Here is a 19320-nt window from a genome sequence, read left to right on the forward strand (position 1 = left end):
TTAACTTAAACCAATCACTGCTACAACTGCTACACAGGTGCCAACAATTTTTTTGCCATATGGCACATAGCGGGTAAGCACGGCACCCAAGATCAATCCACCCAAATAGATGAGCGCCATACTAGCAACCATACCAGTTACTAATGTAGCAATATGCCCTGCATGTGCTAACTCAACACCATGAGCCATACCATGGAAGCTTGCAAGTAATGCCGCGGCAATTGGTAAAACCTTATTTGACTTTGTCCATAGGGCAATTGCCGTAATAACTAAAGAAGCAACAATGCCGTATTCAGCCATATTAACCGGCACCAAACCTTGAGCACCTATTAAAAAGCCTATAATTAAGGTAATGCTCAAGGCAATAATCCCAGCAATTTTCCACTGTTTAGCCGCTGACCACAACAAAACACCAAAACCTAAAGCCATGACTAAATGATCTAGACCGGTAAACGGATGAATAAAGCCTGCCATAAAACCAGAATGTGCATGGTCATGTCCCGGATGAGCCATTGCAAGTGCTGGCAATAATGAAAGGAGCGCTACACTCCATTTTTTCATGAAGTCCATAATCTCTCCTTAAGCTTTAAACAGCCCTTGTTTCTCAATAAATTGGATAATTTCTTCAAGCCCATCTTGTGTTTTCATATTTGAAAATAAGAAGGGTTTTTCTCCGCGCATGCGTTTCGCATCTTGGTCCATGACATCAAGGTTTGCACCTACCATTGGCGCAAGGTCAGTTTTATTAATAATGAGTAAATCTGACTTGGTAATACCTGGCCCACCTTTACGAGGAATTTTTTCACCACCAGCTACATCGATCACATATAAAGTTAAATCAGAAAGTTCAGGGCTAAAAGTTGCAGCTAAATTATCACCACCACTTTCAATGATAATAAGTTCTAAGCCTTCGAATTTTTCACACAAATCATCAATTGCAGCCAAGTTAATTGAAGCATCTTCACGAATAGCTGTATGCGGGCAACCACCAGTTTCTACACCCACAATACGATCTGGCGACATCGCTTCATTACGCGTTAAGAAGTTCGAATCTTCTTTGGTGTAAATATCATTTGTCACCACAGCCATATTGTATTTATTACGCAAGGCTAAACATAAATTAAGTGTAAGTGCTGTTTTACCCGAACCCACTGGTCCGCCAATTCCAACTCGTAATGGACTACGTTCTGTCATGATTTTTATCCTTTTTCCTAAACTTAAGATCTGAATAACCGTGAATATTGTGTTTCGTGTTTCATGCTCAGCATGGCATAACGAGGTAAAGCGCTGCTCAATTGCTCGTCATTAAGTTTCAAAGCTTTCTCTACCGCTTGTGGTACTAAACCATGCAAGTGCCATAAAATTCTTTGCCCAGCCATTTGTCCTAAAGGAACAGTTTTTACTGCTGCTAAAACCTGATTTTCTAAAACAGTGAAGGTATAAGCCGTAAGTACATCCATGTCGTTGAGTTCGAGTCGGCCACAAAGCTGTGCATAGACTGGTACGAAACCAAACTGCTTTTTAACCTCAACTGTTTTTTTTAAAACATCTTTAATCCACGCATTTAATGAAAATGCCAGCTGCTGAGATTCAGCGAGCAGTTCTTTACTTTCTCTGCTGGCCTTATACAAATTTGCCCATACCAGAAACTGTTCTGAGTCATCATGATGCTGCATGAGACGCTTTAATACGGGCAACTCAAACCTCACCAACAACATCTCAAGCACTTCTTCAAAGTAAGCAATTGCCGAGGTTTCGTCATGTATTAGACCAATATCAATCGCCGTTTCCACACCTTGTGAATAACAATACGCCCCAACTGGCAATGCTGTAGAAGACAGTGTCAGCAGTTGCAGTAATTGCGCGGCACTATGAATGGACATGATGTAAAGCTTTGATTGGGCTTAAACGATGATCATGACTATGCTGCGCATAAGCACCACTTTCAGGTTCAAACGGATGATCGGTTTCAGTCACCGTAAGTCCTAAACCTTCTACCATTTCTGCAAGCACATGATCAGGCTCAAAATACAAAGCTGTAGGGGTCAACATTAACGGTACATGTCTATTACCTAAGTGATAGGCAGCTTTAAGCAAATCAAAATCGGTTTGAGCAGTGACTTGCATTAATCGCTCAGGTTTCGCGTCAACACGTAATACATCACCCTCTTGAGTTGCAATATATGAACCACTACGCAAAATACCAGTACGCGGTAAATCAGCACCAATATCGATGCCACTCGTTAAAGCTGCTCGAAAGCGGGATTTTTGGCGGGTATCAAAAGTCAGTTCAACCGTTTCAAATGCCTGATCAGGAGAAATATCTTCAAGTCGTTGGGTATAGATTTTCATTTAGCTTTTCTCTCCTTATTTATTTCTTTCATATCTAGAGTAATGAGGCAAATCATCTCTATAAAACTTATCAAAATAAGAAATAACGCTGTGCCATCGGTAACAAGTCAGCAGGTTCACACGTTAATAATTCACCATCAGCCCTCACCTCGTAAGTTTCAGGATGAACATGCATGACTGGACAATATGTGTTGTGCTTCATATCGGCTTTAGTAATTGCACGCGTGTTTTTACATGGACTAATTAACTTTTTAAGATTTAGTTTCTCAGCAACTTTTTTATCAATTGCTATTTGAGATAAAAAGGTAATACAGGTGTTATGTACACCACGCGGATAGGCACCAAACATTGGGCGATAATGCACGGGTTGAGGTGTCGGAATTGAAGCATTAATGTCACCCATCGGTGCCGCTGCAATCATGCCACCTTTAATAATCATGGAAGGTTTCACACCAAAAAAGGCCGGCTTCCATAACACCAGATCAGCAAGTTTTCCGACCTCAATCGAACCAATTTCATGACTTAAACCATGGGTAATTGCTGGGTTAATTGTATATTTGGCAATGTATCGTTTAACGCGGTTGTTATCATGAAACTCATTGTCACCCTCTAATGGGCCACGTTGTACTTTCATTTTATGGGCAGTTTGCCAAGTTCGTAAAATCACTTCACCCACACGTCCCATCGCCTGAGAGTCAGATGACATCATGGCAATTGCGCCTAAGTCTTGAAGAATATCTTCAGCGGCAATGGTTTCACGACGAATACGACTTTCTGCAAAAGCAATATCTTCAGCAATTGCAGGGTCTAAATGATGGCAAACCATGAGCATATCTAAATGCTCGTCAATGGTATTAATGGTATAAGGTCGTGTTGGGTTGGTCGAAGATGGCAAGACATTACTTTGCCCAATTGCTTTTAAAATATCGGGAGCATGTCCACCACCTGCACCTTCGGTATGGTACGTATGAATCGTGCGATCTTTAAATGCAGCTAAAGTTTCTTCTAAAAACCCACCTTCATTTAAGGTATCTGTATGAATAGCGACCTGCACATCAAACTCATCTGCCACACTCAAACAGTTATCAATGGCTGCTGGTGTTGAGCCCCAGTCTTCATGTAGTTTTAACCCAATTACTCCAGCTTTAATTTGCTCACGAATTGGGTCTGGCAAACTCAAATTACCTTTGCCTAACAGGCCAATATTCATAGGTAAATCATCAATGGCTTGCAACATGGTTGCAATATGCCAAGGCCCCGGAGTCACTGTCGTTGCCGAAGTACCTGCCGCAGGTCCTGTTCCGCCACCCACCATTGTTGTTGTACCCGACATAAGTGCAGTTTCAACTTGCTGTGGGCAAATCCAGTGAATGTGAGTATCAATACCACCTGCCGTTAAAATTTGCCCTTCACCCGCAATCACTTCTGTTGCAGCACCTAAAGGAATGGTAATGTCAGGTTGAATATCAGGATTTCCTGCTTTCCCTATTTTCCAGATTCGACCATTTTTTAAGCCAACATCCGCCTTTACAATCCCCCACCAATCTACAATCAAAGCATTGGTAATCACAGTGTCGGCAACTTCATCGGCTAAAAGTTGAGATTGCCCCATTCCATCACGAATGACTTTGCCACCGCCAAACTTAACTTCTTCACCATAGGTCGTTAAGTCTTGCTCAACCTCAATAAAAAGCTCTGTATCAGCCAAGCGAATACGATCACCAACCGTTGGACCAAACATTTCAGCATATGCACGACGTGACATTTTCATAACTTATTACTCATCTCTTTCATTATCGTTGTTATGTCTAGTCCAGCCTGCCCATGACTCGGCCTGCAAAACCATATACTTCTCGCTTACCCGCTAAAGCAACAAGCTCTACTTCCCGATTTTGTCCCGGTTCAAAACGTATCGCTGTGCCCGCCGCGATATTTAATCGAAAGCCTTTCGCTGTTTCACGGTCAAACTGTAGTGCATCATTTGCTTCATAAAAATGAAAATGAGAACCCACCTGAATAGGTCGATCGCCAATATTAGCAACTACAATTTTTAAAGTTTGTCGCCCAACATTCAGCTCAATATCTGCATCTGGAGTAATGATTTCACCGGGGATCATAAGCGTTCCTTTTATACAATTGGCTGATGAACAGTGACTAATTTCGAGCCATCAGGAAAAGTTGCTTCGACCTGAACCTCAGCAATCATTTCTGGCACACCATCCATCACATCTTCGCGCTTTAATAAAGTTGTTCCGTAATGCATCAAGTCACTCACCGTCATACCATCCCGTGCTCCTTCAAGCAAAGCAGCAGAAATAAAAGCGATAGCTTCCGGATAATTTAGCTTTAAGCCGCGAGCTTTACGGCGCTCAGCGACTAGCCCTGCGGTAAAAATAAGTAATTTATCTTTTTCTGTTGGATTGAGTTCCATATCTCTTTCCTAAATAGCATCTAATTTTCTTTAAGCAAAATACGTGCTCAAAAGCAGCATACTTGTTTTAATCGTTTTTTAAATACGCAATTTAACGTAACTTAGGTTCTCCAGATTCTTGGGAATTCCTCATCTAAATCAAACCAATAACACCTTAATCTTGCTCTGATTGCCGCAAAAGCATCATGGCAATGTCGGACATCATTTCCCAAGAAACGCGCACAAACTACATCATCTAATAACGTTAAAGTTACAGATGCTTGCATACGCATCATCAATTCGCGAATGAGTTCGAGCTGTTGTTCTAAATAAAATGAAGACCGATATTTCTCAGGAGCAACCGCCCAAAAGCTTCCCATTACTGCTTGATTATTCATACCTAAACACGAACTAAGCCAACGATCTTCACCTTCAAAAAACAATGTATCTGCAACCAATAATTTTTGTTCTCGCCACAACTTAAACTGGTTGTGGTAGCTTCCCCGCACAAAACGTTCAGCACGTGCCTGCCGCCCGAGTACCAACATATCCCAGCCAATAAAACTGGCAGCATGGTCAAGATGAATATGAGTTTCTGAGTGTGCCAGAGCTCCATCAAACAGCATCGTTTCTTGTGGAACCCACTCCAAAATAGACCGATCTCGCACATGAAGATGAATATGCTGAAAGGCTTGCTTTCCATTGGTTTTGTACCATTTTCCCGCACCAGGAGTCGTTACAACCGCATGAGCTTGATCTTTGGTTTCGATTTGAAAAGTAAGATGGTCTCCTCCTGCGATTCCTGCTGGAGGATGTACAATAATGGCATGACATACACCTGTTTTTTCAGGCCAGAGCATTTTTTGCACCCTTACAGGGCCATGGTGCTTTCTATGACTCATTATGGTGCGCGAATTTTCAAAACAGAATCCGAGTTCTAATTGCGCATACCAAAATGGTGCTAAAGAGTTTTTTGAAAACGTTTGTACCTGATTCATTCTGGTTCATATGTTCAAAATAAGTGCTTAAAGTTATAAGCAAAATACGCACCAAATATAAAAATAAGCAAAATGATAAAATTAGATACAATTTTTTGATTTTAATGAGTTAAAAAACAATCAATGTCTAACATAAAACCACAGTAACTCATGGAATTATTTATACAATAGCGCCCACCGTTGCTTCCATACTTGCTCTCCATGAAACTTTTTTTCGTGTTAACGCCACTTGTCTTTTTAACTGGGTGTATTTTTGGCCAATCTAGTGAGGTCAAACGTGCAGAAAAAATTCTCCATAATTTTGAATGTAAAAATGTTGAGACAAGTCAGATAGCAACAAGCTCAATCAATTCTTACTACCAGCAGTCTTTAGCGGTAAGCAAAGAAAAGGCGACTTCATATGTAGAAAGTTACAAGAATGGTGAAGAATTATTCGACATGCCGCTCGATGAAGTTTTAAAGCAACAATATCAACTTTATAAATCAGCTTGTGATTCTTTAGGTGGGGTTTCTTCTCAACCTTAATATATAAAGGTATTCACTTAATTTTTTAGTGGATACCTTTTTTTAATTTTATATCTTTCTTTTTTGATTAATTTTTACTCACTTTACCTTTGGTTAAAATTAAATTACATACTTAAACTTTTATTAGGCTCTTATATTTCATAGCCTGTTTACTTGTTTTTTATTTATTTTCCGAGGTTTAGATCATCATGAAAAAAACATTATTATCAGTAGCACTCTTAAGTATCCTTCTTGCCGCTTGTAGCAAAAATGAAAATAAAGCCGACACGACAACTCAAGCATCTGCTCCAGCGCAAACTACTGAAGCGAATAATAATGCTGTAGATACCGCGCACACAGCTGAAAACTCACTCGATTGGGACGGCACATATAAAGGCACTCTCCCATGCGCAGACTGTGAAGGTATTAAAACCGAATTAGAACTTAAAGATGATAAAACCTACGAGCTAACCGAAACTTATCTTGGTAAAGGTGACACCAACCCATTTGAAACCCATGGTACCTTTACTTTCGACAAAGATAATACTTCAGTTATTACGTTAGATGATAAAGGCCAAAACCGTAAATTCTTTATTGGTGAAAATACTGCAACTGCTTTAGATATGGAAGGTAAAAAAGTTGAAGGCTCTTTAGCTGAACACTATGTTTTGAAAAAATAATTTTTAATAATTAAAAAACCCGCTCATTTGAGCGGGTTTTTTTATGAATCAATTTTTAGTGAGCTGCGAATTGGTTCATTGTGTTTTTAGCATCGTCATGTGCTTTAAGAGCGTTGTCACCAGAGAAGATTTCTTTGTGATCATCACCGATGTCAGAACCCGCCATTGCTTGGTGTTTAACACAAGCGATACCGCCACGGATTTCTTTACGTTGTACGCCAGCAACATAAGCCAACATACCTTCAGAACCGAAGTAACCTTGTGCAAGCTCATGAGTAGAAAGAGCAGCAGTGTGGTAAGTCGGAAGTGTGATCAAGTGATGGAACACACCCGCTTCACGAGAAGCATCTGCTTGGAAAGTACGGATCTTGTCATCAGCATCAGCAGCTAATTCAGTGTTGTCATATTCAGCACTCATTAATTTAGCGCGGTCATATGCAGAAACGTCTTTACCTTCAGCAACCCAACGATCGTAAGCTTGTTGACGGAAGTTTAAAGTCCAGTTGAATGATGGGCTGTTGTTATAAACAAGCTTAGCATTTGGAACAACTTCTTTAACACGGTTAACCATGTGTGCGATTTCTTCTACGTTTGGAGTCGCAGTTTCGATCCAAAGAAGGTCAGCACCATTTTGTAAGCTAGACACACAGTCAAGTACAACACGGTCAATTTGCGTGTCAGCACGGAACTGATATAAGCCAGAAGGTAAACGCTTAGGACGGTGTAATTTACCATCACGCTTGATTAAGATTTCATCTTCTTGAGCATCAGCAATGTCAATTTCTTGAGTATCTAAGTAGCTGATGTATTGAGAAGCGATGTCACCTGGCTCTTTAACCACTGGGATTTTTTGAGTCAAGTCAGCGCCTTCAGAGTCAGTACGCGCAACAATGATACCTTCTTCAAGACCCATTTCTAAGAACGCATAACGTAATGCATGGATCTTAGCGATGAAGTCTTCGTGTGGAACAGTTACTTTACCAGCTTGGTGACCACATTGTTTAGCATCAGATACTTGGTTTTCGATTTGAAGCGCACAAGCACCAGCTTCGATCATTTTCTTAGCAAGTAAGTAAGTTGCTTCTTCATTACCGAAACCAGCATCGATGTCCGCAATAATTGGCACAACGTGAGTTTCAAAGTTGTCGATTTGAGCTGTGATTTCAGCTGCTTTAGCAGTATCACCAGCTTCTTGTGCTTTTTTAAGCGCACGGAATAAATCGTTTAATTCTTTTGCGTCAGCTTGACGTAAGAAAGTATAGATTTCTTCGATCAATGCAGGAACAGAAGTTTTTTCGTGCATAGATTGGTCAGGAAGTGGACCAAATTCAGAACGAAGAGCAGCAACCATCCAACCAGAAAGGTAGATATAACGTTTGCTTGTAGTACCGAAATATTTTTTGTTCGCAATCATTTTTTGTTGTGCGATGAAACCATGCCAGCAACCTAATGATTGAGTGTATTTGCTTGAGTCAGCATCGTATTCAGCCATATCACGACGCATAATCGCAGCTGTATACTTAGCAATATCTAAACCAGTTTTGAAACGGTTTTGAAGTTGCATACGAGCAGCATCTTCTGGGCTAATGTCTGCCCAAGTATTGCCGAATTTTGCTTTTAATTGACGTACTGCATCAATCGCTGTTTGATATGTAGTCATGATATTGTCCTGTATTCATTTTAGGATTTCATCGATTGAAGCCTAGAGTCACGTTACTTAAATTTCTTATGACACCAGCTGCTTCCTCATGAACACAGCTTAGACTTAGCCAATCAATTAATCCAATATCCTTTGTTAATCTTCAGTATTTATTTAAAAAATATACCAATAAATCGATATTATAGATAAAACCAAAAATCTTAACACTTTGTTTATAAAAATAAAATTATCCTAAAGGAGTATAGGGTTTTATTCTAAAAACTCCCTAAGTCTTATTTTTATACAATTTTTGGAGATTTTCCACTCATTTTTAAATCTAAAAGTCAATTGTAAATTAGGCTATTTTTGCCAATGCAAAAAGTCAATTGATATGCTAGAAATTTAGAAGTTATTCATAAATATATTCTATTTAGATTTCTTTCATTCAAAACTGAGCAAAGACAGTAAAAACGTGCCTTTGAAACGTCTTTTCACCCTACTTAATTCCTACAAAAAATGTCGCTTTTCTCATCATTTTTTCACACAATGATCATTAAATATGGCATAATTTGAAACAATTTCAGGGTTTTATTTTCGGTATTTTTTTTATGAATCTGGAGCGAGTAGATCTTAATCTATTAATATATCTTGATGTACTTCTTCGTGAAAAAAATGTTACGCGCGCAGCCGAACAGCTTGGGGTAACTCAGCCTGCAATGAGTAATATTTTACGTCGCTTACGTAATTTATTTAATGATCCGCTTCTTATCCGTTCTTCCGAAGGGATGACCCCAACAGAACGTGCACTTGAATTACAACCTCGTATTCGTGATGCCCTTTCTGATCTTTCCATGATTTTGGAACCCCGTACCGAATTCCGCCCTTATACAAGTAATCGCGTTTTCCGCATTATGACATCTGACTATGCCGAGGCAACTTTAGTCCCTCGTCTTGTCAAAGCTCTACGCTCTGAAGCTCCAAATGTTGTACTCGACTTTCTTACACCAAGTGATGTGTCTTATAGAGACATGGAACAAGGTAAAGTTGATCTTGCGATTAATAGATTTAATGAAATACCGCAAAGTTTCCACCAAGTTTTAGTTTGGCGTGATAGTTTTAGCTGTATTCTTAATGACAAACACCCTGCTGTAACCCATTTGAATCTCAAAAGTTATCTAGATGCACAGCATATCTGGGTTTCTAAAACAGGTATGGGTGTAGGCTTTGGTGTAAATCCAGATAAACAAGGCGGTTTAGGCTGGATCGATCAGGCATTAGAACGTATTGGTCAACGTCGTAAAATTTCTGTATTTACCCGCCACTACCAAATGCCAGCATTACTTGCTCAAAATGTTGACTTGATTGCCACCCTTCCAACTCGAATGGCACGCCTACAAACTCAAAATCCAAAACTGGTTATAAAGGATCCTCCTTTTTATATTCCAGAATTTGAACTTAAAATGGCTTGGTGCCCGTTATTACATCATCATCCAGCTCATCGCTGGTTGCGCCAACTTATTTTATTTGTTGCTCGTCAAATGATTGAAGAAGAAAATCGTGAATTTCTAACCAACAATTCGCAATTTTCTCACTATTAAGTAAATTTTGATTTAATTGTCGATTTTAGACATTATCTTCAAGCGCTGAGCAATCAATCTGATTACCTCAGCGCTTTTTTGTGTTAAAACATAGTCATAATAATGATGAACCTCGGGTGATTTGTGAGTCTCTTTCAAAATATCATTATCATCGTACTGCTCATCATCGCAGCAGGCTTTTTATCTTTAACTGAAATTGCATTGGCTGGAGCCAGAAAAGTAAAGTTAAAAATTTTAGCCGAAGCTGGCGAAGAACGTGCCCAACAAGTACTTGATCTACAAGAACAATCTGCCGATTTTTTTGCAGCTTCTCAAATTGGCCTAAATGCAGTTGCAATTTTAGGCGGTATTTTGGGTGAAGCTGCTTTTCGTCCCTTTTTTGTCACTTTAGTTGACCGCTTTTATGCAGGTCCTTGGACACAAACTATCGGTTTTGCCCTCTCCTTCACTTTAGTAACTTCTCTATTTATTTTATTTGCCGATCTCATGCCAAAACGCTTGGCAATGATTGCACCTGAAAAAATTGCAATTAGCGTTATTAACCCGATTCAAGTTTTTATTAAGGTGTGTAAACCCTTAGCTTGGGGAATTAATGCTATTGCGAATCTGTTATTTCGCTTGTTTAAAGTCAATACAACACGCGAAGATAACATTACTTTTGATGATATCTCAGCGGTCATGGATGCGGGCGCTCAAGCTGGCGTACTTCAAAAACAAGAACACCACTTTATTGAGAATGTTTTTGAACTAGAAGAACGTACCGTACCTTCAAGCATGACGACACGCGAGAACGTCGTTTATTTCACCTTAAACGAACATGAAGATAGTATTCGTCAAAAATTAGCAGAATATCCTTACTCAAAATTTTTAGTGTGTAATGAAAATATTGATCAGGTTATTGGTTATGTTGATGCTAAAGATTTCTTAGTACGCATTTTAAATAATCAATCACCAACTCAATTAAATGAGTCTACCATTCGTACTGTACTCATGATTCCCGACACCCTCACACTCTCTGAACTACTTGATCGTTTTCGTTCTACAAAAGAGAAATTTGCTGTCGTGATCAATGAGTATGCACTTGTTGTAGGAGTGATTACGTTAAGTGATATCATGATTACAGTTATGGGTGATTGGGTTACTCCTATTGAAGAAGAACAGCAAATCATTAAACGTGATAATAACTCCTGGTTAATTGATGGCAGCACACCAATTGATGACCTAAGACATGCTCTTGAAATTGATGAAATGCCTGATGAAGAAAACTATGAGACGCTCGCAGGTTTCATGATGTACCGTTTACGCAAAATTCCACGTCCAGCAGATTTTGTGGAATTTGGTGGATATAAATTTGAAGTTGTCGATGTCGACCATTTTAAAATTGACCAACTTCTTGTAACTCGAATTTTAGAACAAACCGAAACACACTCATCAATTGATGAAAGCTAATCGTTATTAATTTAAATGCCCCACAATTTAGCTGGGGTATTTTTTTAAAACTAAATAACTTTTTTAAATATATGTAATAATTATTTTAGATTCATTTATTCAATTTGCTCTTTTAATCTAAAAGTATTATTATTTTATTTAACAACTCTATTAAAGCTTAAATACTGAAAATTAATAAAATAATCTATATCTCTTAACTGCCTATAAAGTAATTAAGTCCCATTTACATTGCAAATAATTTTATATAACTTAGCTCAAAGTAAGCCCCTAAATGCTTCTTCTTCTCATTTCAATCATCAAAATATATATAATTAAAAAAAATGCCATATAATTTTTATTTTTATAATACCTTTATATTATTTTATAATAGCATTCATTTATTATAAAACCATTATAACCTTAATATATATGTTCAGTATTTCATCTAAATATACCCATCCAAATGAATATATATTAACCAAATAAACTAAATATATTATTTGTCTTTTTAATAAAAATTAATAAGAATAACCAAGGTCAGAGTTTTGAATAAACTTGTTCAGTAAAACTATAGGCAAAGGATTGATTGTATGCTGACATTACTTGGTGTTGGCATGATTTTGTGCTTCATGTACTTAATCATGTCCAAACGTTTAAGCCCTATTATTGCTTTAATTCTCATCCCGTTTATTTTTTCTCTTATTGCTTGGGGCCTAGGTCATTACTTTGAAAGTTTAAGTCACATTGAACTTAAAGGTCTCAGTGAGATGATGCTGGATGGCATCAAAAAATTAGCGCCAACTGGCGTAATGCTTTTATTCGCAATTTTGTATTTTGCCTTAATGATCGATGCAGGTCTTTTCGACCCCCCGGTTAAATGGATTTTGAAAAAAGTTAAAGGCGATCCTTTAAAAATTACTCTAGGAACTGTCTTTTTAACCACTCTCGTTTCTTTAGATGGTGATGGCTCAACCACCTATATGATCTGTGTGGCTGCAATGTTGCCACTTTATCAACGTCTAGGAATGAACACACTCATCATGACTGCACTTATGCTGTTATGTAGTGGTGTAATGAACCTAACGCCATGGGGTGGTCCTACTGCTCGTGCTGCAAGTGCGTTACAAGTTGATCCAAGCCATATTTTCGTACCGATGATCCTTCCAATGATCATTAGTATTGGTTGGTTATTCTTCTTGGCATATTTATATGGCCGTTATGAGCAAAAACGTTTAGGCGTGATTGAGCTTGAAAGTCATCATGGTGACAATATTACCGTGTCGAAAGACCCTGAAGCGACGCGTCCACATTTACGCAAAGTAAATATGGTACTTACTATTATTCTCATGATTGCATTAATCAAAGGCATTTTGCCAATGTCAGTGTTATTCATGCTAGCGTTCTGTATTGCAATGCTGATTAACTATCCTGATGTTGATATGCAGAAAAAGCGTATCGCAATGCATGCAGATAGTATTTTAGCTGTTGTAGGTTTAATTTTCGCTGCAGGTATTTTCACAGGGATTTTATCTGGTACAGGTATGGTTGAGGCGATGTCTAAAGAATTCGTCGCAATGATTCCTCCAAGCATGGGTCCATATCTTGCACCGATTACCGCTTTAGTCAGTATGCCTTTGACATTCTTTATGTCAAATGATGCATTCTTCTATGGTGTTTTACCAATTCTTGCTGAAGCGGCTTCACATTACGGTATTAGCCCAGAAGCTATTGCTCGTGCATCAATTGTAGGCCAGCCAGTGCACTTGCTATCGCCTCTTGTTCCATCAACTTACTTGTTATGCGGTCTTGCTAAAGTTGACTTTGCAGATCATCAAAAGTTCACATTTAAGTGGGCATTTATAACATGTATGGTTTTGATGGGCACTGCATTAGTGATTGGCGTTTTCCCGCTCTTTAGTACACTTTAATTATTCCCCTAAAAATAAAAGCCCCAAACGGGGCTTTTATTTTTATTTATTTATATACTCAATCATGGCGTCTAAGAACGCATGAAAGTGCAAGCTAATATCTTCTTCTAAAATTTTATAGGCATTATCAAATTGCACCATTGGCCAACCTTCTTTCCAAAATGGGAAGATGTCATGTAAGTCATGAGTAACTATTGCATCTTCTCGAACAATCGCTTGTGAAATTTGTGCCAAAACTTGCGCTGTTTCTGCACCATCAATAGCTAAATAATCAATACCACGCGCTTTTAAAATACGAATTCGATCTTTTTTATAGCGAATTTTTTTAGCTTGAGCTGCATTTAAACCTAGTGCAAGAGTAACTGCCTCTACAAACTTTTCTTCAAAATTTGTATTCAGTGCCACTAAAGCCTGTTTATGTGCTTCCTGACGTCCTGCTTTTCCCCCGTTACGGATGATCTCATTTGCTTCCGTATCTAGCTTATCTTTTTTCATCGACTGTAAAATGTCTAAAATTTCGATATCGCTTAAAGATTCAGGAGATTGCTCAAACATAGGAGTCTCTATACATACAACTAAAGGCGTATTCTCTCATAAAAGCGATACTAAAGCAGAGTAAAATTTTAAATAGCTCATTATCTTGACTATTTTTATAGTCCTAACTTCATAGACTACACTCATAAAATCAAATAATTCTTTGGTTATAATTTTAATTATTTGCCAAATTTATTTTACCCTGGTAATATTATTTTACCCTGATAAAAATATGCGGCTAAAATGAATACTAAAATCACCTATACTGCTTTCATTGGAAGCACACTTATTGCGAGTGACTCTCTGGTTGAACTTGCAAAAAAACTAAAAACCCTTCCTAAAACAACAGAAAATATTCTGATTTTTAATGATCAAACAGGTCAACAAATTGATCTTGATCTTTCTGATTCGGAACAAGAAATTCAACAACGTTATGCTGAACCGGAAGAAATTAAAAAAGTTGGACGACCTAAGCTTGGAGTAATTTCGCGTGAAATCACTTTACAAAAAAAACATTGGGATTGGTTAGATCAACAAAGCGCGAGTGCCTCAGCAGTGATTCGCAAGTTAATTGATAAAGAGTTAAATAACCCAAATTCTGAAGGTAATATTATGCTCGCTAAACAAGCCATCGACCGTTTTATGTCTGCCATGTTGGGCAATATGCCAAATTACGAAGAAGCAACACGTGCCTTATATCAAGGCGATCGAGATATATTTTTAAAAATGATTCAGAGCTACCCCAAAGATGTAAGAGAATATTTAACTTTAAAAACTCAAAGTATTTTCTAAACCCAATAAAAAAAACCCGCTTACGCGGGTTTTTTCAAAATTAATTCAGTCTATTAAAGACGAACTAATTCCACAACTTTTTCAGCTGCCTCTTCAACGGTTTCAGCAGTAACTTCTGTATCCGCACCATCTACAGAAGTTGTGATAACCACAACACCTGTCTCACGCAATAAAGTAATTTGTTCAGCAGTTAAGTTGGCTTTTGCAATCGCAACTACACCTTGTTGGATCAATAAACTTTCTAAAACTTGAGCTTTCTCGATTAACTGTGCAGAAATCCCAATCACCGCTGGCTTTTGGCCCAAACGTGCAGCACGATCTTCAGCTGTTACAGGATTGCTATGTGCAGTCCATTCAACAGCAGCCTCAACCATACCTGCACCAACAGTTACGTTGCTTAAGCGGTCAATGAAGATGAATGAACCTGTATAACGAGAATCTTGATATTGATCAAACACAACTGGCGCATCGAACTCAACTACAACATCTGCAATTGCATTTAACTCAAGCTCTTCCACATGAGTATGTTCAAGGGTATTCACATTCACTCGATAGTGAATATTAGTGACTTTAGCAGGAACAGTCTGGGTACCAATCTTAACGTTGTATAACTTACCTTTCACGAGCGGATGTTCATTCATCCACACCACTGAAGCACGAACACTACGTGAAATTAATGGTTGCTCGCCAGCACGTACCAAAACGTTACCACGGCTAATATCAATTTCATCATTCAGGGTCAATGTAACCGCTTGACCCGCTACAGCCTGCTCAAGGTTTCCATCAAAAGTAACGATTTCTTTAACTGTCGAACGTTTACCTGATGGCAGTGCAACAATCTCATCACCAACATTGATTTCACCTAAAGCAACGGTACCCGCAAAACCACGGAAATCAAGGTTTGGACGATTTACATACTGAACAGGGAAACGGAATTCGTGTTTGTTTGTTTCACGACTAATTTCCACCGACTCAAGAATGCTCATCAAGGTTTGACCCTTGTACCACGGCGTATGAGCTGACGGATTCACAACATTATCGCCATTTAAGGCAGAGATTGGTACAAACTGAATATTGGCTGGACGACGATCACCTAATTGGCTTACGAAAGCATCATATTCAATCTGAATTTCAGTGAAACGCTCAGGTGAATATTCAACCAAGTCCATCTTATTGATTGCAACAACAATATTTTTAATACCAAGCAAACTCGCAATAAACGTATGACGACGAGTTTGAGTTTGTACACCATAGCGCGCATCAATCAAGATGATTGCCAAGTCCGCAGTTGACGCACCTGTTGCCATGTTACGTGTATATTGCTCATGCCCTGGGGTATCCGCAATAATAAACTTACGCTTTTCTGTTGAGAAATAACGGTAAGCTACGTCAATTGTAATACCCTGTTCACGTTCTGCTTGCAGACCATCTACCAGTAATGCCAAGTCTGGTGCATCACCAGTAGTTCCTACTTTTTTACTGTCACGCGTTACTGCTTGCAATTGATCTTCATAAATCAATTTTGAATCGTAGAGTAAACGCCCGATAAGCGTACTTTTACCATCGTCTACGTTACCGCAAGTCAAAAAGCGTAGAAGGTCTTTTTGTTCATGTTGCTTTAAATAGGCCAAGATATCTTGACTGATTAATTCTGATTGATGAGACATTGCTCAAACTCCACAAATTTAGAAATTGTCTTAGAAATAGCCTTCTTGCTTTTTCTTTTCCATTGAGCCCGCTTCATCATGGTCAATCATACGACCTTGACGCTCAGAACTCGTGGCTAAAAGCATCTCTTGGATAATTTCAGGTAACGTATCTGCTTCAGACTCAACTGCACCAGTTAACGGGTAACAGCCAAGCGTACGGAAACGTACAGACTTCATCTGTGGAACTTCACCCTCTTTTAAGCGCATACGTTCGTCATCAACCATGATTAACGTACCACTACGCTCTACCACTGGACGAACAGCAGAGAAATAAAGAGGAACAATTTGAATATTTTCTAAATAGATATATTGCCAGATATCCAACTCTGTCCAGTTCGATAATGGGAATACACGAATACTTTCGCCTTTGTTCACTTTACCATTGTAAAGGTTCCAAAGTTCAGGACGTTGGTTTTTAGGGTCCCAACGGTGTTTACTATCACGGAATGAATATACACGCTCTTTCGCACGTGATTTTTCTTCATCACGACGTGCACCACCAAAAGCAGCATCAAATTGATATTTATCCAAAGCCTGTTTTAAAGCTTGGGTTTTCATAATATCTGTATATTTTGAACTACCATGATCAAATGGGTTGATCCCAGCTTCACGGCCTTCTTTGTTTTGATGAACAATTAAGTCAAAACCATGAGTTTTTGCCATGTTATCGCGAAACGCGATCATGTCTTTAAACTTCCAACCCGTATCTACATGTAATAATGGGAATGGAAGTTTAGCTGGATAAAATGCTTTTAACGCAAGATGAAGCATAACAGCCGAGTCTTTACCAATTGAGTAAAGCATGACTGGGTTTTCGAATTCTGCAGCAACTTCACGGATGATATGAATGCTTTCCGCTTCAAGCTGTTTGAGATGTGTGAGTCTTGATTCAGTCATGAACACGTCCTTCTCTATCCATTTTGCCCATAAAATCTAGAAGTAGTATTAAACCACCACCTAGAAGACCATGTGGAGGAACGAGTGCCATAACAACTCCAATTTTTCGTGATAGATAATCCAACCACAAGCCTTTATATGGCTTATAGCATTAGTTATGCATTATAGTGATTTAAAACCGATTCCTTTTGCTTGTTTTTTCATATTGATATTCGATTTAATCATATACATGTAATATGCTGATTCACTTGCATAACTTCACAATCCTAGCTTGTGTAGTCAACTTAAGCAAATCATGTTCTAGTCTTTAGTTTTCTTTAAAAACCATAAAAAAGAGAAGCTTTGATGGCTTCTCTTTTCTAAAACATGATCTATTCTTAGAAACCAAACATTTTACGTTCTAATGGAATTTCAATACCAATAGATGCACCTGCATCATTACCCTCAAGATCAGAATCACTTACCCAGCCATTAATTTTTAATGGAAGATCAGGTTTGATGAAATGCGTCCAAGTTAAATCAAGTGCTTTAATTTCATCATCTTTAGGGAATGCTTTATTGATTGCTAAGTTAGATTGGTTAACTTTAACCACCATAGCGCGACCACTTAAACGGTTCATGACATCAAAGCGGATATCGCCACCCACCGAATACATTTGCCCATCACCGCCCATCGCGTGACCTAACGGGAAACCATGTTGGTAATAGCCATCTTTATAAGTTGAATGAGCATAAGAGATACCTCTTACATCACCATTAGTACGCGTGTCTGCCCACTCTGCATAAAGTTGGTACGGCATGTTATTGTAGCTAGATGAATAGTCCACACCAGCTAAGTACATTTTCTTAGAAGGTAAACCACCTGCTTCATCTTCACCTACATATTGTCCATATAAACTGACTGGAACTTGGAATAGCGGTTGCAGCAATAAACGGCCATCAAAGCCAGCAATTTGGTTTGATGGATCTGGTTCGCCAGTTCCGCCATTATCTTTATTACCAACAAATGCATCCCATAACGAACTAAGACTTTCAGGACGGCCATCTCCACCCCACTGAATAGCACGCGATGCACCTAACTCGATATATGGTAATGGTTGTGCAGTTAAACGTAATCCAATTAATTTAGCATCAGGCACTGCTTTATAATCATCTAATTGACCAGCAAATGCTTGGTATTGCCAAGGTCCAATCCAAGACAACCATTTTGTCTCAAAAGCATTTTGCACAGCACGTTGTGCAGTTACCCCATAAACTGGTCGACTAGCATCACCACGAATTAAGCTACCATCGTGTCCAGGTCCCCACCATGTTGGAATTTGACCTGCAACTACCCATTGATTCCAAAGTTTACCAGCGACATATGAGCCTTCAACATTCACATCTTGCCCATTATCGATTTGCGGGTCTTTTTCTGCATTTACTCGGATTTTAGCGTCCCAGTTTTCACCGCCAGCATTAAACTCTAACGAACCTTGATATTGAGCTTTTTGATTATCACCGAATGCTTGAGGAATATTTTTGATATCAGTTTCAGCAAAAGCACCCACTTTAACTGTATTGTTATCTGCTTTTAATGCATTAAGTACTGAATTAATAACTTTTTGTTGAACTGGATGCGTCACTTTTGCTTGAGAAAGTGCTCTTTGAATTTCATCACCACTTAAGGGCCAAGTTGAGGTGCTAATACTGATAACGCCTTGTTGATTTAACCAGTTTAAGTCGGTACGTAAGTCTTCATTATTTAGCACTAAACCTTGTGCAAAAATAGCGGATGAAGCAGTTGCCAATATTGCAATCGAAAGTGTTTTTCTTAGAAACATGCCAGCCAATTCTCAAAGTTATTTATGA

The 19320-nt window shown here is 38.6% G+C and carries 20 protein-coding genes; 6 read left to right on the forward strand and 14 right to left on the reverse strand.

Features of this window, described 5'->3' with window-relative positions:
• The 8 genes from KIP84_RS13395 to KIP84_RS13430 all read right to left on the reverse strand — a co-directional run bounded on the left by KIP84_RS13395 (position 1) and on the right by KIP84_RS13430 (position 5760).
• Positions 1-570: a HupE/UreJ family protein gene (locus tag KIP84_RS13395; RefSeq protein ID WP_174723835.1), complete on the reverse strand. Its 570-nt coding sequence runs from the start codon at positions 568-570 to the stop codon at positions 1-3.
• 9 nt (positions 571-579) lie between these two features.
• Positions 580-1194, reverse strand: coding sequence for an urease accessory protein UreG (ureG, locus tag KIP84_RS13400; RefSeq protein ID WP_002117800.1), 615 nt, complete (start codon positions 1192-1194; stop codon positions 580-582).
• A 23-nt stretch (positions 1195-1217) separates the two neighbouring features.
• A complete protein-coding gene (locus KIP84_RS13405; protein ID WP_063098329.1) occupies positions 1218-1883 on the reverse strand; it encodes an urease accessory UreF family protein in 666 nt (221 codons plus the stop codon).
• Entirely contained in the window at positions 1870-2352 is a 483-nt protein-coding gene (gene ureE, locus KIP84_RS13410) for an urease accessory protein UreE (RefSeq protein ID WP_213688715.1), read from the reverse strand. Before ureE ends, KIP84_RS13405 begins: the two co-directional genes overlap by 14 nt.
• 70 nt (positions 2353-2422) lie before the next feature.
• Positions 2423-4123, reverse strand: coding sequence for an urease subunit alpha (ureC, locus tag KIP84_RS13415; protein ID WP_213688716.1), 1701 nt, complete (start codon positions 4121-4123; stop codon positions 2423-2425).
• Positions 4124-4160: 37 nt separating this feature from the next.
• The gene (locus tag KIP84_RS13420) at positions 4161-4469 is read right to left on the reverse strand and encodes an urease subunit beta (RefSeq protein WP_213688717.1); all 309 of its coding nucleotides are present in this window, start codon (positions 4467-4469) and stop codon (positions 4161-4163) included.
• Between the two features lie 11 nt (positions 4470-4480).
• Positions 4481-4783 carry an urease subunit gamma gene (gene ureA / locus KIP84_RS13425; protein WP_002117495.1) on the reverse strand — a complete coding sequence of 101 codons (303 nt, stop codon included), beginning with the start codon at positions 4781-4783 and terminating at the stop codon, positions 4481-4483.
• Between the two features lie 101 nt (positions 4784-4884).
• Positions 4885-5760, reverse strand: a complete 876-nt coding sequence (locus tag KIP84_RS13430; protein ID WP_213688718.1) for an urease accessory protein UreD — start codon at positions 5758-5760, stop codon at positions 4885-4887.
• A 201-nt stretch (positions 5761-5961) separates the two neighbouring features.
• Between KIP84_RS13430 and KIP84_RS13435 the strand changes: the two genes are divergently transcribed.
• Positions 5962-6285 (forward strand): hypothetical protein, encoded by a 324-nt coding sequence (locus KIP84_RS13435; protein WP_005070594.1) that lies wholly within the window; start codon positions 5962-5964, stop codon positions 6283-6285.
• Positions 6286-6473: 188 nt separating this feature from the next.
• The gene (locus tag KIP84_RS13440) at positions 6474-6944 is read left to right on the forward strand and encodes a copper resistance protein NlpE N-terminal domain-containing protein (protein ID WP_005075493.1); all 471 of its coding nucleotides are present in this window, start codon (positions 6474-6476) and stop codon (positions 6942-6944) included.
• Between the two features lie 55 nt (positions 6945-6999).
• On the opposite strand, the gene KIP84_RS13445 is transcribed toward KIP84_RS13440, so the two are convergent.
• Positions 7000-8604 carry an isocitrate lyase gene (locus KIP84_RS13445; protein WP_002117581.1) on the reverse strand — a complete coding sequence of 535 codons (1605 nt, stop codon included), beginning with the start codon at positions 8602-8604 and terminating at the stop codon, positions 7000-7002.
• Between the two features lie 587 nt (positions 8605-9191).
• On the opposite strand from KIP84_RS13445, the gene KIP84_RS13450 reads away from it, so the two are divergent.
• The 3 genes from KIP84_RS13450 (at position 9192) to KIP84_RS13460 (ending at position 13537) form a co-directional block, all read left to right on the forward strand.
• Complete coding sequence (locus KIP84_RS13450) at positions 9192-10181, forward strand: LysR family transcriptional regulator (RefSeq protein ID WP_004703082.1); 990 nt, start codon at positions 9192-9194, stop codon at positions 10179-10181.
• Positions 10182-10304: 123 nt separating this feature from the next.
• The gene (locus tag KIP84_RS13455; protein ID WP_213688719.1) at positions 10305-11630 is read left to right on the forward strand and encodes a hemolysin family protein; all 1326 of its coding nucleotides are present in this window, start codon (positions 10305-10307) and stop codon (positions 11628-11630) included.
• Positions 11631-12199: 569 nt separating this feature from the next.
• Positions 12200-13537, forward strand: a complete 1338-nt coding sequence (locus KIP84_RS13460; RefSeq protein ID WP_002117607.1) for a CitMHS family transporter — start codon at positions 12200-12202, stop codon at positions 13535-13537.
• A gap of 42 nt (positions 13538-13579) precedes the next feature.
• Here KIP84_RS13460 and KIP84_RS13465 read toward each other — a convergent pair whose 3' ends face one another.
• The gene (locus tag KIP84_RS13465; RefSeq protein ID WP_002117749.1) at positions 13580-14092 is read right to left on the reverse strand and encodes a hypothetical protein; all 513 of its coding nucleotides are present in this window, start codon (positions 14090-14092) and stop codon (positions 13580-13582) included.
• 222 nt (positions 14093-14314) lie between these two features.
• On the opposite strand from KIP84_RS13465, the gene KIP84_RS13470 reads away from it, so the two are divergent.
• Positions 14315-14863 (forward strand): DUF2239 family protein, encoded by a 549-nt coding sequence (locus tag KIP84_RS13470; protein WP_069141032.1) that lies wholly within the window; start codon positions 14315-14317, stop codon positions 14861-14863.
• 53 nt (positions 14864-14916) lie between these two features.
• Here KIP84_RS13470 and cysN read toward each other — a convergent pair whose 3' ends face one another.
• From cysN to KIP84_RS13490, 4 genes are all read right to left on the reverse strand, one after another.
• Entirely contained in the window at positions 14917-16530 is a 1614-nt protein-coding gene (gene cysN, locus KIP84_RS13475; protein ID WP_069141031.1) for a sulfate adenylyltransferase subunit CysN, read from the reverse strand.
• Between the two features lie 30 nt (positions 16531-16560).
• Positions 16561-17469, reverse strand: a complete 909-nt coding sequence (cysD, locus tag KIP84_RS13480) for a sulfate adenylyltransferase subunit CysD (protein ID WP_000140408.1) — start codon at positions 17467-17469, stop codon at positions 16561-16563.
• Positions 17462-17593: a hypothetical protein gene (locus KIP84_RS13485; protein WP_002117520.1), complete on the reverse strand. Its 132-nt coding sequence runs from the start codon at positions 17591-17593 to the stop codon at positions 17462-17464. Before KIP84_RS13485 ends, cysD begins: the two co-directional genes overlap by 8 nt.
• Positions 17594-17846: 253 nt before the next feature.
• Positions 17847-19292 carry a capsule assembly Wzi family protein gene (locus tag KIP84_RS13490; protein WP_213688720.1) on the reverse strand — a complete coding sequence of 482 codons (1446 nt, stop codon included), beginning with the start codon at positions 19290-19292 and terminating at the stop codon, positions 17847-17849.
• Between the last annotated feature and the right edge of the window lie 28 nt (positions 19293-19320).

Origin of the sequence: Acinetobacter sp. BHS4, from assembly GCF_018454425.1 — a bacterium.
In the GTDB taxonomy this organism is placed as follows: Bacteria; Pseudomonadota; Gammaproteobacteria; order Pseudomonadales; family Moraxellaceae; genus Acinetobacter; species Acinetobacter pittii.